Source organism: Mycolicibacterium arcueilense (assembly GCF_058536225.1).
The window spans coordinates 1,291,862-1,317,166 of the sequence record NZ_JBZTYL010000007.1; the positions used below are offsets into that span (position 1 = coordinate 1,291,862).

The 25,305-nt window shown below is 66.8% G+C and carries 27 protein-coding genes; 19 read left to right on the forward strand and 8 right to left on the reverse strand.

The window, feature by feature from the left end; all coding sequences use genetic code 11:
• Positions 1 to 6: 6 nt before the first annotated feature.
• Genes AC4LGL_RS10475 through trmD form a run of 3 tightly spaced genes read left to right on the forward strand, consistent with a single transcriptional unit; the run spans position 7 to position 1,482 of the window.
• A complete protein-coding gene (locus AC4LGL_RS10475; protein WP_003881089.1) occupies positions 7 to 249 on the forward strand; it encodes an RNA-binding protein in 243 nt (80 codons plus the stop codon).
• A gap of 10 nt (positions 250 to 259) precedes the next feature.
• Positions 260 to 787, forward strand: coding sequence for a ribosome maturation factor RimM (gene rimM, locus AC4LGL_RS10480; protein WP_491838641.1), 528 nt, complete (start codon positions 260 to 262; stop codon positions 785 to 787).
• 11 nt (positions 788 to 798) lie between these two features.
• Complete coding sequence (gene trmD / locus AC4LGL_RS10485) at positions 799 to 1,482, forward strand: tRNA (guanosine(37)-N1)-methyltransferase TrmD (protein ID WP_491838642.1); 684 nt, start codon at positions 799 to 801, stop codon at positions 1,480 to 1,482.
• On the opposite strand, the gene AC4LGL_RS10490 is transcribed toward trmD, so the two are convergent.
• Complete coding sequence (locus tag AC4LGL_RS10490; protein ID WP_491838643.1) at positions 1,479 to 2,438, reverse strand: serine hydrolase; 960 nt, start codon at positions 2,436 to 2,438, stop codon at positions 1,479 to 1,481. The two genes, trmD and AC4LGL_RS10490, sit on opposite strands and share 4 nt — an antisense overlap.
• 322 nt (positions 2,439 to 2,760) lie before the next feature.
• Here AC4LGL_RS10490 and rplS point away from each other — a divergent pair, with 322 nt between their 5' ends.
• From rplS to AC4LGL_RS10515, 5 genes are all read left to right on the forward strand, one after another.
• Positions 2,761 to 3,102: a 50S ribosomal protein L19 gene (gene rplS, locus AC4LGL_RS10495; protein WP_029111328.1), complete on the forward strand. Its 342-nt coding sequence runs from the start codon at positions 2,761 to 2,763 to the stop codon at positions 3,100 to 3,102.
• Between the two features lie 67 nt (positions 3,103 to 3,169).
• Positions 3,170 to 4,048 (forward strand): signal peptidase I, encoded by an 879-nt coding sequence (lepB, locus tag AC4LGL_RS10500; RefSeq protein WP_491838644.1) that lies wholly within the window; start codon positions 3,170 to 3,172, stop codon positions 4,046 to 4,048.
• A 22-nt stretch (positions 4,049 to 4,070) separates the two neighbouring features.
• Positions 4,071 to 4,910 carry a ribonuclease HII gene (locus AC4LGL_RS10505; RefSeq protein WP_491839324.1) on the forward strand — a complete coding sequence of 280 codons (840 nt, stop codon included), beginning with the start codon at positions 4,071 to 4,073 and terminating at the stop codon, positions 4,908 to 4,910.
• The gene (locus AC4LGL_RS10510) at positions 4,907 to 5,212 is read left to right on the forward strand and encodes a DUF2469 domain-containing protein (protein WP_003881082.1); all 306 of its coding nucleotides are present in this window, start codon (positions 4,907 to 4,909) and stop codon (positions 5,210 to 5,212) included. The genes AC4LGL_RS10505 and AC4LGL_RS10510 overlap by 4 nt, the downstream gene beginning before the upstream one ends.
• A gap of 72 nt (positions 5,213 to 5,284) precedes the next feature.
• Positions 5,285 to 6,487 carry an amidohydrolase gene (locus AC4LGL_RS10515; RefSeq protein WP_491839325.1) on the forward strand — a complete coding sequence of 401 codons (1,203 nt, stop codon included), beginning with the start codon at positions 5,285 to 5,287 and terminating at the stop codon, positions 6,485 to 6,487.
• Here the strand turns inward: AC4LGL_RS10515 and AC4LGL_RS10520 are convergent.
• The 4 genes from AC4LGL_RS10520 to AC4LGL_RS10535 are packed head-to-tail and all read right to left on the reverse strand — an operon-like array spanning position 6,474 to position 10,695.
• Positions 6,474 to 7,178 carry a dienelactone hydrolase family protein gene (locus AC4LGL_RS10520; protein ID WP_491838645.1) on the reverse strand — a complete coding sequence of 235 codons (705 nt, stop codon included), beginning with the start codon at positions 7,176 to 7,178 and terminating at the stop codon, positions 6,474 to 6,476. The genes AC4LGL_RS10515 and AC4LGL_RS10520 overlap by 14 nt on opposite strands.
• A gap of 24 nt (positions 7,179 to 7,202) precedes the next feature.
• On the reverse strand, positions 7,203 to 8,657 hold the full coding sequence (locus AC4LGL_RS10525) for a protein adenylyltransferase SelO (RefSeq protein ID WP_491838646.1): 1,455 nt from the start codon (positions 8,655 to 8,657) through the stop codon (positions 7,203 to 7,205).
• 19 nt (positions 8,658 to 8,676) lie between these two features.
• Positions 8,677 to 9,063, reverse strand: a complete 387-nt coding sequence (locus AC4LGL_RS10530) for a DUF2237 family protein (RefSeq protein WP_491838647.1) — start codon at positions 9,061 to 9,063, stop codon at positions 8,677 to 8,679.
• A 27-nt stretch (positions 9,064 to 9,090) separates the two neighbouring features.
• A complete protein-coding gene (locus tag AC4LGL_RS10535; RefSeq protein ID WP_491838648.1) occupies positions 9,091 to 10,695 on the reverse strand; it encodes a PucR family transcriptional regulator in 1,605 nt (534 codons plus the stop codon).
• 115 nt (positions 10,696 to 10,810) lie between these two features.
• On the opposite strand from AC4LGL_RS10535, the gene AC4LGL_RS10540 reads away from it, so the two are divergent.
• Both AC4LGL_RS10540 and AC4LGL_RS10545 read left to right on the forward strand, forming a co-directional pair.
• The gene (locus AC4LGL_RS10540; RefSeq protein ID WP_064959879.1) at positions 10,811 to 12,313 is read left to right on the forward strand and encodes a CoA-acylating methylmalonate-semialdehyde dehydrogenase; all 1,503 of its coding nucleotides are present in this window, start codon (positions 10,811 to 10,813) and stop codon (positions 12,311 to 12,313) included.
• Between the two features lie 13 nt (positions 12,314 to 12,326).
• Positions 12,327 to 13,712 carry an aspartate aminotransferase family protein gene (locus tag AC4LGL_RS10545; protein ID WP_491838649.1) on the forward strand — a complete coding sequence of 462 codons (1,386 nt, stop codon included), beginning with the start codon at positions 12,327 to 12,329 and terminating at the stop codon, positions 13,710 to 13,712.
• Positions 13,713 to 13,770: 58 nt separating this feature from the next.
• On the opposite strand, the gene AC4LGL_RS10550 is transcribed toward AC4LGL_RS10545, so the two are convergent.
• Complete coding sequence (locus AC4LGL_RS10550) at positions 13,771 to 14,028, reverse strand: hypothetical protein (protein WP_491838650.1); 258 nt, start codon at positions 14,026 to 14,028, stop codon at positions 13,771 to 13,773.
• A gap of 105 nt (positions 14,029 to 14,133) precedes the next feature.
• Here AC4LGL_RS10550 and AC4LGL_RS10555 point away from each other — a divergent pair, with 105 nt between their 5' ends.
• From AC4LGL_RS10555 to AC4LGL_RS10590, 8 genes are all read left to right on the forward strand, one after another.
• On the forward strand, positions 14,134 to 14,907 hold the full coding sequence (locus AC4LGL_RS10555; RefSeq protein ID WP_491838651.1) for an HAD-IIA family hydrolase: 774 nt from the start codon (positions 14,134 to 14,136) through the stop codon (positions 14,905 to 14,907).
• Positions 14,908 to 17,040: a thiamine pyrophosphate-dependent enzyme gene (locus tag AC4LGL_RS10560; RefSeq protein ID WP_491838652.1), complete on the forward strand. Its 2,133-nt coding sequence runs from the start codon at positions 14,908 to 14,910 to the stop codon at positions 17,038 to 17,040. It begins immediately after the preceding gene.
• Positions 17,041 to 17,093: 53 nt separating this feature from the next.
• On the forward strand, positions 17,094 to 18,194 hold the full coding sequence (locus AC4LGL_RS10565) for a catalase family peroxidase (protein WP_491838653.1): 1,101 nt from the start codon (positions 17,094 to 17,096) through the stop codon (positions 18,192 to 18,194).
• Positions 18,191 to 18,766 carry a cytochrome b gene (locus tag AC4LGL_RS10570; protein WP_491838654.1) on the forward strand — a complete coding sequence of 192 codons (576 nt, stop codon included), beginning with the start codon at positions 18,191 to 18,193 and terminating at the stop codon, positions 18,764 to 18,766. The genes AC4LGL_RS10565 and AC4LGL_RS10570 overlap by 4 nt, the downstream gene beginning before the upstream one ends.
• Before the next feature lie 73 nt (positions 18,767 to 18,839).
• A complete protein-coding gene (locus AC4LGL_RS10575; RefSeq protein ID WP_491838655.1) occupies positions 18,840 to 19,388 on the forward strand; it encodes a sigma-70 family RNA polymerase sigma factor in 549 nt (182 codons plus the stop codon).
• A complete protein-coding gene (locus AC4LGL_RS10580; protein ID WP_491838656.1) occupies positions 19,385 to 20,035 on the forward strand; it encodes a zf-HC2 domain-containing protein in 651 nt (216 codons plus the stop codon). Before AC4LGL_RS10575 ends, AC4LGL_RS10580 begins: the two co-directional genes overlap by 4 nt.
• Positions 20,036 to 20,096: 61 nt before the next feature.
• Complete coding sequence (locus tag AC4LGL_RS10585) at positions 20,097 to 21,323, forward strand: CoA transferase (RefSeq protein ID WP_491838657.1); 1,227 nt, start codon at positions 20,097 to 20,099, stop codon at positions 21,321 to 21,323.
• Positions 21,320 to 22,123 (forward strand): acyl-CoA thioesterase, encoded by an 804-nt coding sequence (locus AC4LGL_RS10590; RefSeq protein ID WP_491838658.1) that lies wholly within the window; start codon positions 21,320 to 21,322, stop codon positions 22,121 to 22,123. The genes AC4LGL_RS10585 and AC4LGL_RS10590 overlap by 4 nt, the downstream gene beginning before the upstream one ends.
• 37 nt (positions 22,124 to 22,160) lie before the next feature.
• Here the strand turns inward: AC4LGL_RS10590 and AC4LGL_RS10595 are convergent, their stop codons facing one another.
• A complete protein-coding gene (locus AC4LGL_RS10595) occupies positions 22,161 to 23,156 on the reverse strand; it encodes a hypothetical protein (RefSeq protein WP_491838659.1) in 996 nt (331 codons plus the stop codon).
• Positions 23,153 to 24,325: an NDMA-dependent alcohol dehydrogenase gene (locus tag AC4LGL_RS10600; RefSeq protein ID WP_491838660.1), complete on the reverse strand. Its 1,173-nt coding sequence runs from the start codon at positions 24,323 to 24,325 to the stop codon at positions 23,153 to 23,155. Before AC4LGL_RS10600 ends, AC4LGL_RS10595 begins: the two co-directional genes overlap by 4 nt.
• A gap of 144 nt (positions 24,326 to 24,469) precedes the next feature.
• On the opposite strand from AC4LGL_RS10600, the gene AC4LGL_RS10605 reads away from it, so the two are divergent.
• The gene (locus AC4LGL_RS10605; protein WP_491838661.1) at positions 24,470 to 25,246 is read left to right on the forward strand and encodes a FadR/GntR family transcriptional regulator; all 777 of its coding nucleotides are present in this window, start codon (positions 24,470 to 24,472) and stop codon (positions 25,244 to 25,246) included.
• Positions 25,247 to 25,305 lie beyond the last annotated feature (59 nt).

The window sequence follows — 25,305 nt, forward strand, 5'->3', positions numbered from 1 at the left end:
ATCGCAGTGAGTTCTGTCGTGGTCGACGCCGTCGAGCACCTGGTCCGCGGCATCGTGGACAATCCCGACGACGTACGCGTCGACATGGTCACCAGCCGCCGTGGGCGGACCGTCGAGGTGCACGTGCACCCCGATGACCTGGGCAAGGTCATCGGTCGCGGCGGCCGCACGGCCACCGCGCTGCGCACCCTGGTCGCAGGCATCGGTGGGCGCGGAATCCGCGTCGACGTGGTGGACACCGACCAGTAGCGTCGGATCCATGGACCTGGTTGTCGGGCGGGTTGCCAAAGCTCACGGCATTACCGGTGAGGTCGTCGTCGAGATTCGTACCGACGACCCGGATGCCCGTTTCACCCCCGGCGCGGTCCTTCGGGGCCGCGCCAAGGGGGGTGCCGAGCGCACTTTCTCAGTCGAATCCGTGCGTGATCACGCGGGTCGGTTACTGATCCGCCTGGCCGGTGTGGCCGATCGCAACGCGGCCGACGAGTTGCGTGGCACGGTGTTCATCGTCGACACCGCCGACCTGCCCGCCATCGACGATCCCGATGAGTTCTATGACCACGAACTCGAAGGCTTGCGGGTCGTCACGGTCGAGGGTGCCGCGGTGGGTGTGATTCGCGAGGTGCTGCACACCGCGGCCGGCGAGCTGTTGTCGGTCAAGGCCGATTCGGATGGCCGCGAAGTGTTGGTGCCGTTCGTCAGTGCCATCGTCACCTCGGTGTCCCGGGACACCGGAACTGTCGTCATCGATCCTCCAGACGGTCTGCTGAACCTGGACCAGGTCTGACGGGCCGCGCAGTGCGTATTGACGTCATCACGATCTTCCCGGCCTACCTCGATCCCATCCGGCAAGCGTTGCCGGGCAAGGCGATCGACGCCGGAATACTCTCCGTTGCCGTGCATGACCTGCGGAACTGGACCCACGATGTGCACCGGTCGGTGGACGACTCACCGTACGGTGGCGGTCCGGGAATGGTCATGAAAGCGCCCGTATGGGGCGAAGCGCTCGACGAAATATGTTCTGAGGAAACACTTCTGGTCGTGCCGACTCCGGCGGGACGCCCCTTCACCCAGGTCGTGGCCGAGCGCTGGAGTGCAGAGTCGCATCTGGTGTTCGCGTGTGGACGCTACGAGGGGATCGACCAGCGGGTAGCCGACGACGCGGCCCGCCGGATGCGGGTCGAAGAGGTTTCCATCGGTGATTACGTCCTCAACGGCGGCGAGTCGGCGGCACTGGTCATGATCGAGGCGGTGGTCCGGTTGATGCCGGACGTGTTGGGTAATCCGGCATCGCACCAGCAGGATTCGCATTCCGACGGCCTGCTCGAAGGACCCAGCTATACCCGCCCGCAGAGCTGGCGGGGGTTGGATGTGCCCGATGTGCTGCGGTCGGGGGACCACGCCAAGATCGAAGCGTGGCGCCACGAGCAGTCGCTGCAGCGCACGCGCGAGCGCCGACCGGACCTGCTCGACGAGTCCTAGATCCGGCCGCCGGGGAACATCGTCTTCACGGCGTCGGTGATGGTGTCGCGTGCAGTGGCGGCGTTGGTGGGCTGCAGCGAGCCGATCACCATGATGAACCGGCGATCGGGGCCGACCACGCCGGTCGACAGGTGCATCCAGTCCGAACCGATGCAGCACATCCAACCCTGCTTGACCGCGACCGGTTCGGCGTAAAGGCCCTCAGGAATTCCGAATCGCTGCGGGTACGTGCCGTCCGGTTGCGTGCCGTCGATGGCGTCCGGGGTGGACTGTGCCAGGTTGGACAGGATGACGTTGGCCTGTTCGGCGGGCAGGCCGCCGCTGCCGTTCATCAACATGTCGTAGTAGCGCACCAGATCGGCTGCGGTGCTGATGGTGTTCCACCAGCGCCCGTCGTTCGGCCGCTGGGTCGAGCTCAAGCCGTAGCGGGCGGCCACCCGGTCGACGATGGCGCTTCCACCGCTGCGGTTCCAGAACACCTCGGCGGCGCTGTCGTCCGAGGACCGCAGCATCACGTCGAGGTTCTCACGGTCCTCGGGGCTGAGCACCGTTTGCCGTTTGGCTTCCTGCAACAGCAGATCATCGGCGATGAACAGCTTGACCACCGAGGCGATGGCGATGGTCGTCGCGTTTCCGTTGGAGACCAGTTGGCCGGTGTTGCGGTCGAGGACCAGCACGGTGATCTCGGCGCCGGCGTCGGCAGCGTCCTCGGTCGCCTGCTGTGCGCGGCCCTCGAGGCCCAGGAAGGTGGCGGCGGGTTCGCCGGGCGATGGCTCGGGCAGCGGAGCCATGCCGCCCTGGGGGACGACGACGGTCAGCTGCGGCAGTGCTCCGGGTGCAGCCGGGGGAGTGCCGTACACCCGGGCTTCGCAACCGACGGCTATCACGGCACTCGCCACGACTGCGGTGACGCTGGCTGCGCTCGCCATCGTCAGCTTCGACGGCCCCCGTCGCATGGTCCTCCTTGAACCGTCAAAAAACCCGATGGGCTCTGCAGGACCGGCGCATCGGTGGATGAAGCCTAACTGTCCGACGGGTGGCCCGCTGCTCAGTAGTGCTCGCAGTATGGTGCAGGAGTCGGGGCAAACGGGTGGACCGACCCGCCGGATTTCACGGTATGGGGACCCGTCTGGCACAATTGAGCAGTTGTCTGCGCAGGACTGGGCCGGCTTGTCCGCGTTCCGCTGCGAGATGCAACCCGATACACCCGAAAATAGCTTCGGCTGCGCGATCTGTACGTGCCTGCCCGGAGCAGCCAACAACAAGGAAGTGTCACCGATGAACACGCTGGACTTCGTCGATCAGGCGTCGCTGCGCGACGACATCCCGACCTTCAGCCCCGGCGACACCGTCAACGTGCACGTGAAGGTGATCGAGGGCTCCAAGGAGCGCATCCAGGTCTTCAAGGGTGTCGTGATCCGTCGCCAGGGCGGCGGTATCCGCGAGACCTTCACCGTCCGCAAGGAGAGCTACGGCGTCGGCGTCGAGCGCACCTTCCCGGTGCATTCGCCCAACATCGATCACCTCGATGTCGTGACCCGCGGTGACGTCCGTCGTGCCAAGCTCTACTACCTGCGCGAACTGCGTGGCAAGAAGGCGAAGATCAAGGAAAAGCGCTGAGCGCGCTGCTCCGCCTGACGATGCTCTCGTCGCGGGACCGGTCACGACCGTCGCTACTGTGGTGCCTGTGACCGGACCTACCGACTCTGCCGACGCGCGCTCGGAGGAAAGATCCGAATCCGATTCGGACGTCGACTCTGATTCAGGGCCGCCTTCGGACGCGCCCGAGGACGAATCGCCGGACGAGTCGCCCAAGGGCAAGCACTCCACGGCCCGTGAAATCGCCATTCTGGCGACCATCGCGCTCGTCCTCTATTACGTGACGCTGACGTTCATCGCACGTCCGTATCTGATTCCGTCGGAATCCATGGAACCCACGCTGCACGGCTGCGCCGGCTGCGTGGGTGACCGGATCATGGTCGACAAGGTGACCTACCGGTTCTCCAAGCCCGAACCCGGCGACGTGGTCGTGTTCAAGGGCCCGCCGTCGTGGAACATCGGCTACAAATCGATCCGCTCGGACAACACCGCGATCCGCTGGGTGCAGAACGCCCTCTCCTTCGTCGGTTTCGTGCCGCCGGATGAGAACGATCTGGTCAAGCGTGTGATCGCCGTGGGCGGCCAAACGGTGCAGTGTCGTGCCGACACGGGTCTGACGGTCGACGGCAAACGTCTGAACGAGCCGTACCTGGACCCGGCCACCATGATGGTCGACCCCAACCTCTATCCGTGTCTGGGCAATCAGTTCGGTCCGGTCACTGTTCCGCCCGATCGCCTGTGGGTGATGGGTGACAACCGGACCCATTCGGCCGACTCGCGCGCGCATTGCGACAGTCCGCGCACCGACGCCGGAGAAATGCCCGTGCAGGAACGCGTGATGTGTACCGGCGACCCTGTGGTCGGCACCGTTCCGGTGGAGAATGTGATCGGAAAGGCACGGTTCATCGCCTGGCCGCCGTCCCGATGGGGCGGTATCAATGGCGTGAACCCGCAGACCGACTCCTAGGAGCTGCCCTGTGCCTCCAGTGGTGAAGACGTCGTGGCCGCCGCGACCGGTGATCCGGAGGTCATCCGGCCTGCGCACCCTGGAATCAGCGCTGTATCGCAACGGGCTCGGGCCGGTCGCCGGGGTGGACGAGGTGGGGCGCGGGGCCTGTGCGGGACCGTTGGTGGTGGCCGCCTGTGTACTGGGCCCCAACCGGATGGACAGCCTGGCCTCCCTCGACGATTCCAAGAAGCTGGGCGAGCGCGAGCGGGAGCGGTTGTTCCCCCTGATCCGCCGGTATTCACTGGCCTATCACGTGGTGTTCATCCCCTCTGACGAGGTGGACCGACTCGGTGTTCACGTGGCGAACATCGAGGGCATGCGGCGTGCGGTGGCCGGGTTGTCTCTGCGGCCCGGATATGTGTTGTCCGACGGATTCCGGGTTCCGGGCCTGGCAGTGCCGTCCTTGCCGGTGATCGGGGGAGATGCCGCGGCCGCCTGTATCGCGGCGGCCAGCGTGCTGGCCAAGGTCAGCAGAGACCGGTTGATGGTCGAGATGGAGCAGCACCATCCCGGCTACGGGTTCGCCGAGCACAAGGGATACAGCACACCGGCGCACTCCGCGGCATTGACGGAGTTGGGGCCGTGTGTGGAGCACCGCTACTCGTATGTGAACGTGCGGCGGGCCGCAGAGACGGTAGATGTGCGGCGGGCCGCAGAGACGGTAGATGTGCGGCGGGCCGCAGAGACGGTAGATCTGCGGCGGGCCGCAGAGATGACAGACGTGCGGCGGGATGTGGCACCAATGCGGCATGCTGAAACCACGTACGCAAAGATGGTCGACAGGGCACCAGTACAACGAGAAGGACAGCACACCAGATGAGCGCCGAGGATCTCGAGAAGTATGAAACCGAGATGGAGCTCTCGCTTTACCGCGAATACAAGGACATCGTCGGGCAGTTCAGCTATGTCGTCGAGACGGAGCGCCGGTTCTACCTGGCCAACAGCGTGGAGCTGATTCCGCGTAACTCCGAGGGCGAGGTCTACTTCGAGTTGAGGCTGGCCGACGCCTGGGTGTGGGACATGTACCGCCCGGCCCGGTTCGTCAAGCAGGTACGGGTGATCACGTTCAAGGACGTGAACATCGAAGAGGTCGAGAAGCCCGAACTGCGGTTGCCGGAGTAGCAGCGGACGGACAGGGGGCCGGCAGTGGCGACGGACAGTACCGGGGACGATATTCGTCGGCGTGCCGAGGCGGTGCTGACGCGGTTACCCGAGGTCCGCACCTGGCAGGAGCCGCTGTACCGGGATCTGCATCAGAATCCCGAACTCTCGCATCAGGAAAAACGCACTGCCGGTTTGGTGGCCGAGCGCCTGCGTCGGTCGGGCCTGACCGTGCACGAAGGCGTCGGTGGAACCGGTGTGGTCGGCGTTCTGGGTAACGGCGACGGCCCCCGGGTGCTGATGCGTGCGGATATGGACGCGCTGCCGGTGACGGAGGCGACGGGGCTGCCGTACGCGAGCACTCACGACGGGGTCATGCATGCCTGTGGCCACGACGTGCACGTGACGTGCCTACTGGGCGCTGCGGAACTGTTCGCCCGCGCGCGGGATCACTGGCGCGGCACCATGATTGCGGTTTTCCAGCCTGCCGAAGAGGTGGGCGACGGCGCCCGTGGGATGGTTGAGGACGGTCTGGCTGATCTGGTCGGCCCGGTCGATGTGGCGTTGGCCCAGCATGTGTTTCCGGCGCCCGCGGGGCAGGTGCGTACCCGCAGCGGGCCGGTGTTGTCTGCGGCCGACAGCATGAGGATCACGGTCTACGGTCGTGGCGGGCACGGTTCGATGCCGCAGGCCACGGTGGATCCGGTGGTGCTGGCGTCGATGATCGTCATCCGGCTGCAGACGATCGTGTCCCGTGAGGTTGATCCAAGCCAGACGGTCGTCCTGACCGTCGGCAGCATTCAGGCCGGGACCAAGAGCAATGTCATCGGCGACCACGCGGTACTCGAACTGAACCTGCGTACCTTCGACGAATCGGTGCGCACCGCGGTGCTCGCGGCGATCCGGCGCGTGGTGATCGCTGAGTGTCAGGCGTCCGACTCGCCGCGCGACCCGGAATTCGAGTTGTACGCCAATTTTCCGCTGACCGTCAACGACGATGCGGTGACGGCTCGTGTCGAGGCTGCGTTCCGTGAGTATTTCGGAGACCGGGCACAGACCATGCCGGCCGGTTCGGCCAGTGAAGACTTCGGTGACATCCCGGCTGCGCTGGGCGCGCCGTACACCTATTGGGGCTTCGGCGGGATCGACGAGGAGGCGTTCCGCGCGGCCGTGGCCGCCGATCGCGCTCGTGTGGACATTCCGGTGAACCATTCACCGCGGTTCGGCCCGGTGCTCCAGCCGACGTTGGACACCGGCACCGAAGCGCTCGTGGTGGCCGGCCTCAGTTGGCTTTAGCGCTCAGGTGCTCGCCGAAGAACGCGAACACGCGCGACCAGGCGTCGGTGGTGGCGGCCTCGTTGTAGCCGAAGCCGGTGATCCGCAGAAACGACTGCGCGGGCAACTGGTTGGCGAAGCTGTGTCCGGCATCGGGGTAGACCTTGATGTCGGCCGGGATGTTCTTGGCGTCGACGACGCGCTGCAAACGGCCCGCCGCACCGATGCCCAACGGGTCACGGCGGCCGAAGCTGGCCACCACCGGGCATGAGGCGTCCAAGGTCTGGTCGAGCCGCTTCGGCAGCGGGGTGCCGTAGAACGGTGCTGACGCGCCAAACCCTTTGGGGCCCAGGACGAGTGCGAACTGTCCGCCCATGCAGAAACCCGCGATGCCCACCGCTCCGGTGCACTGCGGGTGTGCCCGCAGGTGGTCGCGTGCGGCCAGGATGTCGTCCAGTGCCCGGCCACGCTGGGTCAGCAGCTCCCGCATCACCCGGGTGATGCAGCGGGCCCGACCGCCGCGCGCGTAGAGATTCGGCGTGAGCGCGAGATAACCCGCGGCCGCGACGCGTTCGGAGATCGCCTCGTTGTCGGGTGTGTAGCCGATCGCGTCATGGATGATCACCACCCCGGGCCACGGACCCTCCCCGCTGGGGAGGCCGAGCAGAGCGTCGATCGGGCCGTCGGGTGTATTCAAGGTGATCGTCGTCACCCGACCTACCGTAGCGGCTGGTCGTCAGGTTCCGCAGAACGTGCGGTAGGTACCGAAGTCGTCGGGCGCGGGTGCGGCATACCGTTCGAGCCCGGGACGTTCGTCAAAGGGCGCAGCGAGCGCGTCCATCAGATGCTCGACGGGTTCCATGTCGCCGTTCATCCCGGCGTTCAACGCTTCTTCGACGAGATGATTGCGGGGGATGTAGACGGGGTTCACCCGGTCCATCGCAGCGGTGTCAGGGCCCACGGCTTGCCACCGTGCCAGCCACTCGTCGAACCCGGCGGCGATCGCGGCTTCTCCGCGTGCGGTACGGCCGAGGTCGCGAAAGAACGACGTGTAGTCAGTTCGGTTCTGCTGCAACAGCACGAGCAGGTCGTCGATCAGGGTGCGGGCCAGTTCGTCGTCGACATCGGTGGGCAGTCCGAGCTTGGCGCGCATCCCAGCCGACCACGCGGCGTCGAACTGCCGCCCGAACTCGCGCAGTGCACCGGTGGCGAGTTCGACGGCGTGGTCACCCTCCTCGGCGAGCAGAGGCAGCAGGGCTTCGGCGAAGCGGGCCAGGTTCCACGCGGCCACGGTCGGCTGATTCCCGTAGGCGTAGCGGCCGCCATGATCGATCGAGCTGAATACCGTTGCCGGATCGAAGATTTCCATGAAGGCACACGGCCCGTAGTCGATGGTCTCACCGGAGATGGTCATGTTGTCGGTGTTCATCACGCCGTGGACGAACCCGACGAGCATCCACTGGGCCAGCAGCTTGGCCTGCGCCGTGACGACACCCTCGTACAGCGCCAGGTAGGGGTTCTCGGAATCGGCCGCGCCGGGATGGTGCCGGGCGATGGCGTGGTCGGCCAGCCGCCGCAGCAGCGCGATGTCGCCCACGGTCTGGGCGTGTGCGCTCGCGTACTGGAAGCTGCCTACCCGCAGATGGCTGTCGGCGACCCTGGCCAGCACCGCCCCGGGCAGCAGCGTCTCGCGGCGGACGTCCCGCCCGGTGGCCACCACGGCGAGGGCACGGGTGGTGGGGATGCCCATGGCATGCATCGCTTCGCTGACGATGTACTCGCGCAACATGGGCCCGACGACGGCCATGCCGTCCCCGCCGCGGGCGAACGGCGTGCGCCCCGACCCCTTGAGATGCAGGTCGCGGGGACGGTCATCGGCGCCGACGAATTCGCCCAGCAGCAGCGCACGGCCGTCGCCCAGGCGCGGAACGTACCCGCCGAACTGGTGTCCGGCGTAGGCCTGGGCGACCGGGGTGGCTCCGTCGGGCACGGCAGTGCCCGACAGCAGGCCGAGGCCGTCGTGGCTGCGCAGCCACGAGGCGTCGAGGCCGAGTTCGGCCGCCAACTCCTCATTGAGCACCAGCAACCGCAGTGCGGGGGCCGGTTCGGCCTGCCACGCGACGGCCATCTCGGGAAGCGCGCGGGCGAAGCGGTTGTCCAGGGTGACGCTCGTATCGGGTGCGACGCTCACGTCTCGAGCCTACGGAGCCTCAGAGGCTGCCCAGGTCGTCGGGCACATCAACCGCGTACTGCCGAAGAACGTCGAGCGGCACCACGTCGAGGGTGCGCTCGTGGGTGGCGGCCAGCACCACTGGGGCCGCCTGGCCGTCGTTGTGCGCGCGCAGCCAGTTCACCGCGGTGACACACCAGCGGTCCCCGGGCACCAGGCCGGGAAACCGGTACTGCGGTGCCGGTGTCGACAGGTCGTTGCCGATCGACCGCTGGTGGTCCAGGAACTCAGTGGTCACGACGGCGCAGATGGTGTGCCGGCCCGCGTCGGCGTCGCCCGTCGAGCAGCATCCGTCGCGGTAGAAGCCGGTAAGTGGGTCGGTGCCGCACTCCTCGAGCGGGCCGCCCAACACATTGCGATCTGCCATCGCACAAGTATGGGTCCCGAGGTGCTCTCAGCGTGGCGGCTGTGCGGCGGCACTGCGTTGCGCGTCGAGCACCAGCAGTGCCACGTGCAGCGACGTCATCGATTCGCCGTCGTCCAGGTTGACGCCGAGTCTCCGTTCGATCGAGGCCAGTCGGGCGTAGAGCGCGGGGCGGCTCATGTGCAGACGTTTGGCCAGTGCGGATTTGTTGCCCGCGAGTTCCAGGTAACCGCGGAGCACGGCCAGGTCATCGCTGCCTTGATCGGCGTCGTGAATCAGAACGGACTTGAGTTCGGTTTCGGCGAACATCTGAACGCGCGGATCGTCGAGCAGCAGCGTGATCAGCCCCCGCAGTCGGACGTCGGAGGCTCGCACGAACGGCCGTGTCAGATCCGGCATCGACGCCGCGACTTCGGCGACGTGGGCGGCTTCGCGCAACCCGTGGACGGCGTCGGCGAACGCCCCGGCGCCACCTCCGACGGCGATGACGACCTTGTCCGCGTCGCCGCCGCGGGCGATGGCCTCACGCCAGCCCTCGGCCAGCCTGCTCAGGGTGACTTCGGCACTGGATCCGCGCCGCGGATTGAGCGCCAGCACCAGGCCGATCTCGCCGTCTCGCCGGATCGAGCAGATCGCGCTGTGCCCTTGGGCTTTCACGCTGTGAGTGACTGCATCGAGGATCCGGATGTTGCGGCGTTGGGTGCCCACCGGGTCGAGCCGGTCCGGTGGCGCACCCACCCGGACGGTGGCAGGCAGGTAGGTGCCGCCGGCGCGTAGACCGAGGGCCAGCGCCCGGGCGTCGGCCTCGCGGTCGTCGTCGATCCGTCCGCCGAGAACGTCGTCGATCAACCCGCTCTGGGCCTGATGCTCGAGGCCGGTCCGGCCCCTTTCGGCCATCCGGTGCAGAGCGAGTGCCTGTGAGGCGCGTTCCAGGACCATCTTTGTCTTGTCCGCGGCGGCCGGGGCGTGCGGGACGATCAGCCGACCCCACTCCTCGGCCCGTGGGCCGACGGCCGTGGTGACCCACGGTTCCGTCATCGCCCGGGATCGCTGTTGCCAGTCGGCGAGCACGGTGGTGGCCGGCTCGTTGCGCGGTGAGATCGCCAGCACCTGGCGGGACAGGTCCTCCAGTACCACCGATTCATCGATCATCTCGGCGGCCGCGCGGACGATGTCCGCCATCGACGGGCGTTTCATGCTCAGCTCGGTGAAGGTCTTGTGGGTGCGGTGGGCGAACTCGAGTTCCTCGTACTGGTCGGCCACGATGAGGCGGTGCACCGCCTCGGTGACTTCGACGAACTTGGTCTGTCGGTGCAGCACCACCAGCGCCAGGCCGAGAGTCTGCGCCATCTTGCCGACGCTGTCGGGAAGTGATTCGATGCGGGTGCCCAATTCGACGACCACGCCGACCACTCCCGCTCGGTGCATCCGTCGCAGGTAGTCGCGGGGTGCGTCACGCAGTGCCGCACCGGTGGTGAGCACCAGTTCGCCACCCTGCAGCAGGCCGGCCAAGTCGGGCATATCGCTCACGTGGACCCAGCGCACCGGGCGGTCCAGCTGTTGTGCGCTGAGTACCTCGGGCTCGCCGGCCTGCACCACGGGGAGGCTGACGATATCGCGCACGGTCGGGATCATTTTACAAAGTGTAATGAACCAGCCGATCAGGATTACAAGATGATCGTCCCGCTGGTGTTGACGGTGGCCCAAAGTGATTACCAGTACTTACCGCCACAGGAAGGTTCGGGAATCCATGAGCAATGTCATCCAGCACTGGCGCGACGGCAAGGTATTTGCCGGCACTTCGACCGCCACCGCCCCGGTGACCAACCCGGCGACCGGTGCGGTCACCGGCGAGGTCGCGCTGGCAAGCGTGGATGACGCGCGTGCGGTGATCGACGCCGCCGCCGCGGCGTTCCCGGCCTGGCGTGACACGTCCCTGACCAAGCGCACCTCGGTGTTGTTCGCCTTCCGCGAGCTGCTCAACCAGCGGAAGGGCGAACTCGCAGAGATCATTACCAGCGAGCACGGCAAGGTGCTCTCCGACGCGCTCGGCGAGGTCAGCCGTGGCCTGGAGGTCGTCGAGTTCGCTTGCGGCATCCCGAATCTGCTCAAGGGTGGATTCAGCGAGAACGCCTCGACCAACGTCGACGTGCACTCCGTGCTGCAGCCGCTGGGCCCGGTGGGCATCATCTCGCCGTTCAACTTCCCCGCCATGGTGCCCATGTGGTTCTTCCCGATCGCCATCGCCGCGGGTAACACCGTGGTGCTCAAGCCGTCGGAGAAGGATCCCAGTGCCTCGCTGTGGATGGCGCAGCTGTGGGCCGAGGCCGGTCTGCCCGAGGGCGTGTTCAACGTTCTGCAGGGCGACAAGACCGCCGTCGACGAGGTGCTGACCAACCCCAAGATCAAGGCGGTGTCCTTCGTCGGGTCCACTCCGATCGCCCAGTACGTGTACGCCACCGCCACCGCGGCAGGCAAGCGTGTGCAGGCCCTGGGTGGGGCCAAGAACCACGCGGTGATCCTTCCCGACGCCGATCTGGATCTCGCCGCCGATGCCATGATCAACGCCGGATTCGGTTCCGCTGGTGAGCGCTGTATGGCGATCTCGGCCGCCGTCGCCGTCGGCCCCGTTGCCGACGAGCTGGTCGCCAAGATCGCCGAGCGTGCCGCCACCATCAAAACCGGTGACGGAACCAAGGATTCGGACATGGGGCCGCTGGTCACCAAGGCCCACCGTGACAAGGTGGCCTCCTACATCGACGCGGGCGAGGCCGACGGTGCCAAGGTCGTCGTCGACGGTCGTACCGTCCTGGACGGGGCGGGTCAACGGGATTCGGGTGGCTTCTGGCTCGGCCCGACCCTGCTCGACAACGTCACCCCGGAGATGAGCGTTTACACCGATGAGATTTTCGGCCCGGTGCTGTCGGTGTTGCGCGTCGAGACCTACGACGAGGCGCTGGAGCTGATCAACAACAACCCCTACGGCAACGGCACCGCGATCTTCACCAACGACGGTGGCGCCGCGCGGCGGTTCCAGAACGAGGTCGAGGTCGGCATGGTCGGCATCAACGTGCCGATCCCGGTTCCGATGTCCTACTACAGCTTTGGTGGTTGGAAGGCGTCGCTGTTCGGCGACAGCCATGCGCACGGCGCCGAAGGCGTGCACTTCTTCACCCGTACCAAGGCCATCACCACCCGCTGGCTGGACCCCAGCCACGGTGGCATCAACCTCGGCTTCCCCGAGAACAAGTGAGAGAATTCAACTCATGACTGCGATTCAAGAGTCCGCCACGCTGCCCAACGGGTTGACCGTCGACGCGGCGAAGGCCGAGGCCGCGCGGGCCTACGAACTAGACCGCGCACACGTGTTCCACTCCTGGTCGGCGCAGGAGGAGATCTCGCCGATGTCGATCACCGCCGCCCAGGGCTCGTACGTCTGGGACGGCGACGGCAACCGACTGCTGGACTTCTCCTCCCAGCTGGTCAACACCAACATCGGTCACCAGCATCCGAAAGTTGTTGCCGCCATTGCCGAGCAGGCCGCCAAGCTCTGCACAGTGGCCCCGCAATACGCCAACTCGGCACGCTCGGAGGCCGCCCGGCTGATCGCCGAGCGCACCCCCGGTGAGCTGAACAAGGTGTTCTTCACCAACGGTGGCGCCGACGCGGTCGAGCACGCGGTCCGCATGGCCCGCCTGCACACCGGCCGCTACAAGGTGCTGTCGCGGTACCGCGCCTACCACGGTGGCACGGACACCGCGATCAACCTGACCGGTGACCCGCGCCGCTGGCCCAACGACCGCGGCAACGCCGGCACCGTGCACTTCAACGGACCGTTCCTCTACCGCTCGTCGTTCTACGCCGAGACCGAGCAACAGGAATCCCAGCGCGCCCTGGAGTACCTCGACAAGCTGATCCAGATGGAGGGCCCGACCACCATCGCCGCGATCATCCTGGAGTCGATCCCGGGCACCGCCGGCATCATGGTGCCCCCGCCCGGATACATGGCCGGGGTGCGGGAGATCTGCGACCGCTACGGCATCGTGTTCATCGCCGACGAGGTGATGGCCGGCTTCGGGCGTAGCGGAAAGTGGTTCTCGATCGATCATTTCGACGTGGTGCCCGATCTGCTCACCTTCGCCAAGGGGGTGAACTCCGGTTACGTCCCGCTCGGTGGGGTGGCGATCAGCCCGGACATCTACGAGACATTCGCGCACCGGGCTTACCCCGGTGGGTTGACCTATTCCGGGCATCCACTGGCCACCGCGGCAGCAGTCGCGACCATCAACGCGATGGCCGACGAGGGCATGGTCGAGAACGCGGCCAAGATCGGGGCCGAGGTTCTGGCTCCCGGCCTGGCCGAGCTGGCCACCAAGCACCGCAGCGTCGGCGAGGTGCGTGGCGCCGGCGTGTTCTGGGCCGTCGAACTGGTCGCCGACCAGCAGACCCGGGAGCCGTTGGCGCCCTACGGTGGCTCCAGCCCGGCGATGAACGCCGTGGTCGGTGCGTGCAAGGCCAACGGTCTGCTGCCGTTCGCCAACTACAACCGCATCCATGTGGTGCCGCCGTGCAACGTCACTGAAGACGAGGCGCGCGAGGGTCTGGCGATCCTGGACTCCGCGCTCGACGTCGCCGATCAGCACGCCAACTGATCTCCACTGAGTAGTCAACGGCCCGGCTGTGCGGTTTCCGCTCACCGGACCGTTGCTTTCAGCGCCGTCCGGTTATGAGGTCCTTGATCTCGGCCAGATGCTCGTCGACTGAGCGCAGGCGGGCTCGGGTCTCTTGACGGAAGTCCGTCAGTTCGCGCCCCACCGAGGTGAGCCGGCCCTCGACGGAGCTGAGTCGTTGGCCCTGCTCACGCTGATTGACACCCAACGCGTTGACTGCCGCAAGCACCGCGCGATAGTCAAAATGGGAGGCCTCCAGCGCTGCCACCCGCGCTTCGAGGTCTTCGAGAGCTGCCATCGCCCCATCGTATGGAGGCGGGGGCGTTACCGCCATGCCATTGCCACACCCTGTGGATAACTCCGTTGCCGCTTGATCCGCACTGCGAGTTGAGACACTGGACCGGTGCGTTCACCTGCCCAGTGCTGGCTAACCGACATGGACGGCGTCCTGGTCCGCGAGGAGCACGCGCTTCCGGGCGCCGCCGAATTCCTGCAGACCCTGGCGGACAAACAACGGCCGTTTCTGGTCCTCACCAACAACTCGATCTTCACCCCGCGTGATCTGGCAGCCCGCCTGGCGCGGTCGGGGCTGATCGTGCCCGAGACGTCGATCTGGACGTCGGCCCTGGCGACCGCCGCGTTCCTGGCCGACCAGCAGCCGGGCGGCTCGGCGTACGTGATCGGCGAGGCCGGGCTGACCACCGCGCTGCACGAGGTCGGCTACACCCTGACCGACATCGATCCCGACTATGTGGTGTTGGGGGAGACCCGTACCTATTCCTTCGAGGCGATCACCAAGGCCGTCCGGCTGATTCTCGGCGGCGCCCGATTCATCGCCACCAACCCCGATGTCTCAGGTCCGTCGGCCGAGGGCCCGCTGCCCGCGACGGGATCAGTGGCGGCGATGATCACCAAGGCCACCGGCCGCGACCCCTACTTCGTCGGGAAGCCCAATCCGATGATGTTCCGCAGCGCGCTCAACCGGATCGAGGCGCACTCGGAGAACACCGTGATGGTGGGGGACCGGATGGACACGGATGTGGTGGCCGGGATCGAGGCGGGTCTGGACACCATCCTGGTGCTCACCGGATCGACGTCGGTCGCCGACATCGAGCGCTATCCGTTCCGGCCGAGTCGCGTGCTGCCGTCGATCGCCGAGGCGATCGAGCTGATCTGAATGACCATCGAGCCCATCGACGCGTACTTCACGGCGACGGTAGCGTCGCTCACCGCACCGGGCTCAGAGGATGTCCCTGCACTGGATGTGCCGAATCCCTTGGCGCTCTTCGATGCTCAGCTGGGCAGCAGGCATCTGGACCTGGCCGCGCGGTGGCTGCGTTCGCAGGGACAGGGCTTCTACACCATCGGATCGTCCGGACATGAGGGCAATGCCGCCGTCGCCGCCGCCCTGCAACCGACCGATCCGGCGCTGCTGCACTACCGGTCGGGCGGCTTCTACCTGGCCCGCGCCGCGCAGGTCGACGGCTCCGATCCGCTGCGTGACGTGCTGCTCGGGTTGGTGGCGGCCACGGCTGAGCCGATCTCCGGCGGGCGGCACAAGGTGTTCGGCCGTCACGACCTCAACATCATTCCGCAGACGTCCACTATCGCGTCACATCTGCCGCGGTCGGTCGGGGTGGCCTTCTCGATCGCCCGCACCCGCAAGCTCGGTGTGGCCTGCCCATGGCCGGAGGACGCGGTCACGGTGTGCAGTTTCGGTGACGCCTCGGCCAATCATTCGACGACCGTCGGCGCCGTCAATGCCGCCCTGCACGCCGCCTACCAGGGTTTGCCGATGCCACTGCTGTTGGTCTGCGAGGACAACGGCATCGGGATCAGCACGCCGACGCCGCGCGGGTGGATCGCCCGTGCCTACGGGGGCCGTGAAGGGTTGCAGTACTTCGCCGCCGACGGCTGCGACCTCGTCGACGCGGTCGAAACCGCACGCGCCGCGGCCAATTGGGTCCGGCGCGTTCGCAAACCGGCATTTCTGCACCTGCGCACGGTGCGGTTGATGGGCCATGCCGGGTCCGACTACGAGCAGGCCTACCGGCGGCCGGCCGACATCGTTGCCGACTATGAGCGTGACCCGGTGCTGAACACCGCGAGAACACTTGTGGCCCACGGCATCCTGACGCCCGAGCAGGTGCTGCAACGCTATGAGGACAAACGGACCGAGGTGACGGGGCTGGCTCGTCAGGTGACCGGTTGTCCGCAATTGGACAGTGCGACGGCGGTGACGGCACCGCTGCGCGAAACGCTCGACGACGCCAGGTCGGTCTCCGGTGTTGCGCTGGGGGAGCCCGGTGGCCCACCGCTGACCCTGGCTCTGGCCATCAATCGGGCGCTACAGGAGGTGCTGGAGGCGCATCCGGAGGCGATCGTGTTCGGTGAGGACATCGCCCGCAAGGGCGGGGTCTACGGGGTGACCCGCGGCCTGCGGGCTGCGGCCGGGCCCGGGCGGGTCTTCGACACCCTGCTCGACGAACAGACCATCCTGGGACTGGCCCTGGGCGCCGGTGTTTCGGGGCTGGTGCCGATCCCGGAGATCCAGTACCTGGCCTATCTGCACAACGCCGCCGATCAGATCCGCGGTGAGGGAGCCACGCTGCAGTTCTTCTCCAACCGTCAGTACCGCAATCCGATGGTGGTGCGGATCGCGGGCTACGGGTACCAGAAGGGATTCGGCGGGCATTTCCACAACGACAACACGATCGCCGCGATCCGCGACATCCCCGGGGTGGTGATCGCCTCACCGGCCCGGCCCGACGATGCCGCGGCCATGCTGCACACCTGCGTTGCCGCCGCGAAAACTGCCGGCGCGGTGTGTATCTACCTCGAACCCATCGCGCTTTACCACACCAGGGACCTTCACGGCGACGGCGATCAGCGGTGGCTGGCGCCCTATCCGGCGCAGCCGGTTCCGATCGGCCGGGCGCGTACCTACGGTGATGGCACCGACCTGACCATCCTGACTTTCGGCAACGGGCTCTGGATGAGCCTGCGGGTCGCGGCTCGCCTGGAGCGCGCCGGGATCGCGGCCCGGGTGGTCGACCTGCGTTGGCTGTCGCCGCTGCCGGTCGAGGACATGCTGCGCGAGGCGGAGTCCACCGGCCGCGTCCTCATCGTCGACGAGACCCGCCGCACCGGGGGCGTGGGGGAAGGCATCCTGGCCGAACTCGCTGACCACGGCTTCACCGGGCGGGTGCGGCGGGTCTCCAGTGCCGACAGCTTCATCCCGCTGGGCGATGCCGCACTGGAGGTGCTGTTGTCCGAGGACACCATCGAGGCCGCCGCGGTGAACCTTTGACGGCCGGTGTGCGTATACCCGCGGGTACTGCCCCAACACTTAGGTAGGTCGTCATGGACCGGAGATCGGTCATTCCCGCAGCGTGGCGCAGCAGTTCGATCAGTCGGCGCAGCATGTTGGTCGGCGCCGCTGCCGTCGGCGGCTTTCTGGCTGTCGATCTGGGCTCGGTGCTGCTCGCCCGTGGTCCGCTCGGGTCCCAGGCACGCCTGACCCCGCAGGCATTCGTCGACGCCTTTCACAAGGTCGCCGGCGTCCATCGCGGATACCGGCTCAATCATGCGAAAGGCGTTGCCGTCAGTGGGTTCTTCGAAAGCAACGGCGCCGGCGCCGAACTGACCGAGGCAGCTGTGTTCCGGGCCGGCCGTACTCCGCTGGTCGGACGATTCTCGGTGCCCGGCGGCAATCCCACGGTGTCTGACACCGCCGCCGCCCCGCGCGGCCTGGCTCTGGCGATCGGATATCCCGACAGACAACAATGGCGGACCGCCATGCTGAACCTGCCCGTATTTCAAGATAATTCGGTGCAGGGGTTCTACGACCGGTTGCTGGCGTCCAAGCCGGTACCAGGTACCGGCAAGCCGGATCCCGCCGCCATGGCAGATTTCCTGGCTGCTCATCCCGAAACCGTCGCCGCGATGTCGGTGATCAAGCGGCAACCGCCGACGTCCGGTTTCGCCGACAGCACTTTCCGGGGACTGAACGCCTTCTACTTTGTGAACGAGGCCGGCGACCGTACCCCTGTGCGGTGGTCACTGGTCCCGCTGCAGGAGGTGAAGCCGCCAAGCCAAGAGTCGAACAGTCCGAACTGGTTGTTCGACAATGTCGTTCGAGACCTTCGATCCGGCCCGCTGCGCTGGCGGTTACTCGTGACGATCGGTGAACCGCAGGACGACGTGCGCGACGCGACCATCGCGTGGCCGGTCGGCCGGCGCACGATCGATACCGGGACCGTCGTGCTCGACTCGATCGCGGCGGAGTCCGCCGGAAACGCCCGCGATGTCAACTTCGACCCCATGGTGCTGCCGGACGGGATCGAACCGTCGGAGGACCCGCTCCTGCCGGCACGGTCATCGGTCTACGCGGCATCATTTCGCCGCCGTGCCGGTGTAGCGGGAGCCACCCCAGCGGTCGAGGCAGAGGCGGTGGCGCGATGAGTGCATCGCCCGGACGATGTGGCCGCCGCTACGCCCTCAGGACTCAACTTCTGCATTGGCTGGGCGCAATCCTGGTGTTCACCACCCTGTTGGCCGGGTTCCTGCTGGCCAATTCGCTTGCGGACTATGCAGTGCTGCTCAGCGTGCACAAAGTTCTGGGCGGACTGGTTTTCGTGGTGTTCGTGGTCCGCGTGGTGAACCGGCTCACCGATCGCGGGCCCGCCTTGCCTGCCACGGTCGGACGGGTCGAGCGTGTCGCAGTCATCGGCTCGGAGCTCGGCATGTACGTGTTGCTGCTGACGCAGCCGCTGCTGGGGTGGGCGATGTTGTCGGCGAGTGGAGTTCCGGTCGTGCTGGGCGGCGGCCTCCGGCTGCCGTCGATCGCACCCGTCGACGCCGACCTGTTCGGCCTACTGCGCAACAGTCACTCGGTCGTGGCCTACGCCCTGGTCGTGCTGATTGCCGCACATGTGTCAGCCGTGCTGTTGCATACCCTGACTCTGCGCGATGGGATGCTGCGCCGAATGACTCCCGGGAGCGATGAACCTCGTGAGCTCGCGCGGCGTATGTAAGCCCGTGGATAGTAATCGGATGGAAAGAACAGTCGGAGTCGTGCAACGTGACGGTCTTCCCAGGTACTGAACCGTGCCGAACCGTCCACGACGTCGCCGATCGCCGGCCGCACAGCTCGGGCGTGCGGCTGATGATCGGCTCCTGACCATGCTGTACACCAGCCACGGCGATGCCGTCCGGCGGTTCGTCGCAGGCCACGTCGTCGATGTGCAACACCGCGAAGACGTCGTGCAGGAGACGTTCGCCCGGGCCTGGAAGAACATCGATCAGATCGACACGGCCGAAGGCAATCCCAGGTCGTTCCTGTTCACCATCGCCCGCAACGTCATCGTCGATCAGTGGCGGCGGAGGTCACGACGAGGCGAAGTGCTGGTCGACACCGACATGGTGCTGCCCAGCGCTGACGCCGTCAACAAGTCCCTGGAGCGCATCGTGATCGGCGAGTCCTTGCAACGATTGTCCCCCGAACATCGCGAGGTGGTCAGAGCGCTGTACTTCGATGACCTGACTCTCGCCGAAGCGGCGGAAAGGCTCAATGTTGCTGTGGGTACTGTGAAGTCGCGCAGCTACTATGCCGTGCGCGCATTGCGGGCGGTGTTCGACGAGATGGGGCTGCTGTGATCGATGAACCTCATGTCCTGCTGGGCGCCTACATTCTCGGCGGTCTCGATGCAGAAGAACGCGCGCGGTTCGAGACCCACCTCAAAGAATGTGCGCAGTGCCGGGCCCAGGCCGCCGATTTCGCGCCTCTGCCGGCACTCCTGAGTAAAGCCAGTCGGGTAGATCTGGAGACCGAACCCACTGATGGCGGCGACGCCGAGCCGGCTCTGCGCGAGCTGCTCGCCGTGCGACGAGCCGCGGCCAACCGCCGGCTTGTCCGTCGCCGGGTGGCGGTGGGCGCATGCGCGGCTGTCCTGGCCGCAGCCGCGCTGGTGGTGGTCATCCCACGTGGAGACACCAGTCCGCCGGGTACGGGAACCTTCGTCGTGCATTCGGTAGCTGCTGCGGGGGCCTCGGGGGCGGTGACGCTGACGCCCAAGCCGTGGGGGACCGCCATCGTCCTCGACCTGAATCAGTTGCCGACCGAGGGCGTGTTCACGCTGCGCACGATGGACGACAGCGGGAAGATGCAGCCCGCAGCCACCTGGGCGGGAATGCCGACCGGGGCAGGCGTGGTCCAGGGTGCGACGTCGATTCCCATGCCGAAGCTGCGAAAGCTCAACATCGTCGACGCGAACAACACGGTGCTCGCCACGGTGGAACGCTAGATCAGTCGGCGGTCCAGTAGGCGCGCGCCGGCCGCGGCATCCGCTTGATAGCTTGACTCCCATGGCCGAATCCGTAACGCCGGACCCGACCCGCCCGCTGGCCGGGGTGCGGATCGTCGAGATCTCCAGTTTCGTCGCCGTGCCGCTGGCCGGCATGACCCTGGCCCAGCTGGGCGCCGAGGTGGTGCGCGTCGATCCCATCGGGGGCGCTGCCGACTATCACCGCTGGCCGCTGACCGACGGTGGCGACAGCATCTACTGGGCCGGGCTGAACAAGGGTAAGCGTTCGGTGGCGGCCGATATGCGTTCGCCGGAGGGCCAGCAGCTGGTGCAGCGGCTGATCGCCGGAGCGGGCGTGCTGATCACGAATGTGGCCGGACGGCAATGGCATTCGTATGACGTGTTGGCAGCCATGCGGCCCGACCTGATCCATGTGGAGGTGTCCGGCCGCGCCGACGGCGGCACCGGGGTGGATTACACCGTCAACGCCGGTTTGGGCTTCCCGATGGTCACCGGGCCCGCCCAGCTGTCCACCCCGGTGAACCACGTGCTGCCGGCCTGGGATGTCAGCTGCGGGCTGTACGTGGCGCTGGCGGTCAGTGCCGCGCTGCGCCACCGCGATTCCACCGGTGAGGGCGCCCGGATCAGCATTCCCTTGGAGAACGTCGCACTCGCCACGGCGGGCAATCTCGGATTCCTGACCGAGGTGATGATCAACGGCACCGGGCGTGAGCGGCTCGGCAACACGCTCTACGGCACGTACGGCCAGAACTTCACCAGCAGCGACGGCGTCGGCTTCATGCTGGTGGCACTCACCGGACGGCACTTCCGTGACCTCACCGAGGTCACGGGCACCACGAAAGCCGTTGCCGCCCTTGCTGAAGCATTCGGCGCCGACTTCACCGACGAGGGGCAGCGTTACATCCACCGCGACGCGCTGACCGGATTGTTCACCTTGTGGTTCTCCGAGCACACCGCCGACGAGATCAGCGCGGCGCTCTCGGGGACGTCGGTGCTGTGGGAGCGGTACCGCAGCTTCGCCGAGGTCGCCGTCGACGCGCGCGTGGTCGCCAACCCGCTGTTCGCTCCGCTGGAGCAACCCCGCATCGGCACCTACCTGGCGCCGGGCCTGCCGGTGTCGATCGGCGGGATGTATCCGCCCGCGGTCCCCGCTCCCGCCCTCGGCGACGACACGGGCTCCGTGCTGGCCGAGCACCTCGGGCTCGGAGCCGACGAGATTGCCGTGCTGACCGAATCAGGCACCGTCGCAACGGGTACCGCTCAATGAGCATCCTGCTGAAGCTGCTGGACGTACGCGCCGCCGACGGTGATGTGTTCACCGGGCAGGCCAGCGGTCCGGCCGGCAAGCGGGCCTACGGTGGTCTGCTGGCCGCGCAGAGCCTGGCGGCCGCCTGCCGGACGGTGGGGGATGACCGGTCACCGACCAACATGCACCTGCAGTTCCTGCGCGGCGGGGACGCCGGGGAACCCGTCGAGCATCGCGTGCACCGCGTGTACGACGGGCGTACCGCCTCGGCCCGGCGTGTCGAATCCTATGAGCACGGTCGCATGCTGACCACGGCCACGGTGTCGTTCGCGACAGCGCTCGCCGGACCCGCGCACGGGCTCGGTGCGATGCCACACGACCCCGAGGTGCTTCCGTGCACCGGCCCGCCCGGTCCGGCGCCGTCCCTGCCGCTCGACGAGTTCGACATCCGCATCGCCGACGACGGTGCGGGCGAGGAGTTCGTGCGCCGCATGTGGTGGCGGGTCACCACCGAGCTACCGGACGATCCGTTGGTGCACATGCTGATCGCGGTGTACATCACTGATCTGTACGGCATCGATCCGGCGCTGGCCGTGCACGGGCACAGCATGCGGTCGCGCAGTCACCGCAGTGGCACCACGGATTCGTCGATCTGGTTCCACCGCCCGGTGCAGGCCGGGGAGTGGAACCTGCTGGAGTCGCGCTCACCTGCCGCCGAGCGGGGACGCGGACTGATCACGTCAAGCCTGCTGCGCGCCGACGGTGCGGTCGCCGCCACCCTGGTGCAGGAGGGGCTGGTCGCCGACCGCCTGGCGGACTGAGTTTTCTACGGCTTCGGTCCCAGGCAGTTGTCCGGCCTCAGCGCCCGCGTGCGAGGTCGAAGGGTGTCATCACCATGTCGAGGATTTCAGGGGTGAGCAGCGCACCGGCGTATTCGACCCAGCACCAGCTGCGCGACGGTAGCTTGCCCGAGGCAGTGGCGGTGAGGCGGCCGAAGTAGTGGATGTAGCTGCCGGACGTGTCGAACGCGAATGTGTATGTGTCCGCGCCGATATTGGTGACCAGCCTGGCCAGCTTGCCGGCGTCGTCGAACGTCGGTGATGCGGTGATGTCGTCGTACGCGGTGGTCTTTCCGTCGACGACCTGATAGCCGGGTCCGAAGGCGACGCCGTCGCGCCCCTGCCAGAAACAGCCGCCGCCCCACTTCCCGTCCGGGTACTCGTGCATCCACGACACCCACATTCCCTGCAGGTGCCGCGCGATGGGGAGTTCCGGGTACACCCGTCCTGACGGGCCGTAGGCATAGTCCTGGTGCAGGTAGCCCGAGACGGGTACGCCCTCGATGGTCCCGGTGGCGGCCATCAATTCGTGCCGGTAGTACACCTGCTCAGTGACACCCTGCTGAACCGGAACGTGGACGGTGAACACGTCGGTGACGTTGGTACCGTGCATTTCCCAGCGTCCGCTCGCATCGTGCCAGTGGAACCCCTCGGCGTCGCGCTCGATGCGCCCGCTGGGATAGCTCAGCGTGGCCGCGGCGCCGGTGTCGGCGTAGGTCATCGGCTCGAACCAGTCGATGGTCGAGTACTCCGCGAACAGGTGGGGCGGGTCGGGATCGAACGACGCCGGCAGCTTCTTGAAGCCGGTAATCGGTGACACCACATGCGTCATTCCGGTGAGGAAGTCATCGGCCCCGCGCAGTCCCCAATATGTCTGCCCCGCTTCGTCGTTGACCACCGCCCCGATCCACATGCCGGCCAGCCCGACGTCCGGCCCGGGGACCCAGTCCCGGCGATAGTGGTCGAGTGTGGGTGGCTGTGTCGCGACGGTGAACTCGAAACTGTCCACTGTCATGCCCCCAAACCGAAGTCGATCACGCCACGGATATTGCTGCCCTCACGGAGATGCTTTATCGCCGTGTTGATTTCGTCAAGCCGATAACGCCGGGTGATGAGCTCGTCGAGTTTGAGCGTGCCGGCCTCGTACATCGACAGCAACATCGGCATGCTGGCGCGGGCGTTCATCTCCCCGTAGAGCGAGCCCTTGAGCGTCTTGCACGAATTGACCAGGTCGGACAGGATCAGCGGTACGGACATCTGCGCCAACGGGGTCATCGCGGTCACCACACAGGTTCCACCCTTGCGGGTCAACATCAAAGCCAGCGGGATCAGGTCGGTCGACAGCACGCCGACGGTCAGGACCACTGCGTCGGCCATCACCCCCCAGGTGAGCTCCTTGACCAGTGCCAGCGCTTCGGCGGCGTCGCCCAGCACATGGGTGGCGCCGAACGACGGTGCCGCCGCGCGTTTGAAATCGACGGGGTCGACGGCGATGACATGCTTGGCGCCGGCGGCTCGGGCGCCTTGCACGGCGTTCATCCCGACACCGCCGGTGCCGATCACCACCACGGTATCGCCCGGCTTCGTCCCCGCGCACACGCTTCCCGATCCGAATCCTGTTGTGACACCGCAGGACACCAGTGAGGCGGCATCCAGCGGGAGCCAGTCGTGGACCTTGATGAACGAACGCTCTGAGGCCACCACATACTCGGAGAAGGTGCCGACCTGCATCAGCGCCATCAGATCCTGGTCGCCGAGGTGTCTCCGCGAGGTGCCGTCGGTGATCATGTTCTTGTTGAAAACCTGTGCACCGACGTCGCACAGATAGCTCGCGCCCGTGGCGCAGAACCGACAGTCCCCGCATGACGGGATGAACGAGACGGCCACATGGTCGCCGGGCTTGAGCGACGTCACCCCGGCGCCGACCTCCTCGACGACGCCGGCGCCCTCGTGGCCGCCGAGCAGCGGAAACCATTCGGGCCTGGGCATTCCGGATGCTTCGATGAGGGCGCTCAGATTGTCGTCGGGGACGCTGTCGCCGGTGGCGAAATGGTCGTCGGAATGACAGATACCGGCGACGCTCATCTTCACGAGCACCTCGCCTGCCCGCGGCGGGTCGAGCTCGATGGTTTCGATCTGCCAGTCTTGGCCGACCCCGTGTAGTACAGCGGCTTGGGATTTCATCGGATACCTCTCGCGGCTCGGAGCGGATAGATCGAGTCCATAACGGTGTCCAGATCCACATTTAAACCTCTAGAGGTATCTTCTGTAAAGGGTGCGGGCAGGCTGGGACGCGGCGCACACATCGGTTGGGTGGTAGGAAGAGACGTGGCCAAAGAGACCGTGGGCAAAGGCGCTACCGCGGGCAGTTCTGCGCCAGGCAAGCCCAAGCAGATCGCCGACGAACTGCGCGGTTTGATCATCGCCGGCAGACTCGACGAGGGTGACCTGCTGGGAACCGAGGCCGAGTTGCTGGACCGCTTCGAGGTGTCCCGGCCGTCGTTGCGCGAGGCGTTGCGCATCCTGGAGGCCGAGGGCCTGATCTCGGTGGTGCGAGGCGTACTCGGCGGTGTCGTCGTGCATCGGCCCGATCAACGGATGACGGCCCGCGCAGCCGCTCTGGTGCTGCAGTCCCGCAGTGTTTCGCTGGCCGACGTTTTCGAGGCCAGCGCCGTGATCGAGCCTGCCGCAGCCCGGATGGTGGCCATGTCACGCGGGCGTGAACGAGCGGCCCAGCAACTGCGCGGTTTCGTGCTCGAGATGAAACGGACCGTGCAGGACCCGGTGGCATGCACCACCGCCATGGTCGGATTCCACAGTGACATGGTGCAGTTGGCCGGCAATCAGACGCTCATCCTGATCTGCGAGATGATCAACGAGGTCATCGTGCGCGCGGCGGTGGCCGATGTGCTGACGCGGAGCCAGAACGAGCCCATCGCGTCGCGACGCCGCACTATACGGGAGTTCGAGCAGCTCGTGGACCTGATCGCGGCCGGCGACGGTGATGGTGCGCAAGCGCACTGTGCGGCACAGATGGCGCGCCTGCGGGGGACGCTGCTCGGCGATCACGGCAGTTCGACGGTCGAGGCGACCAGCCATCGTTGACGCCGGCGGACGCGTTGTCTCGACCGCAAACCTATAAAGGTTTTTCTAGACTCGATCAG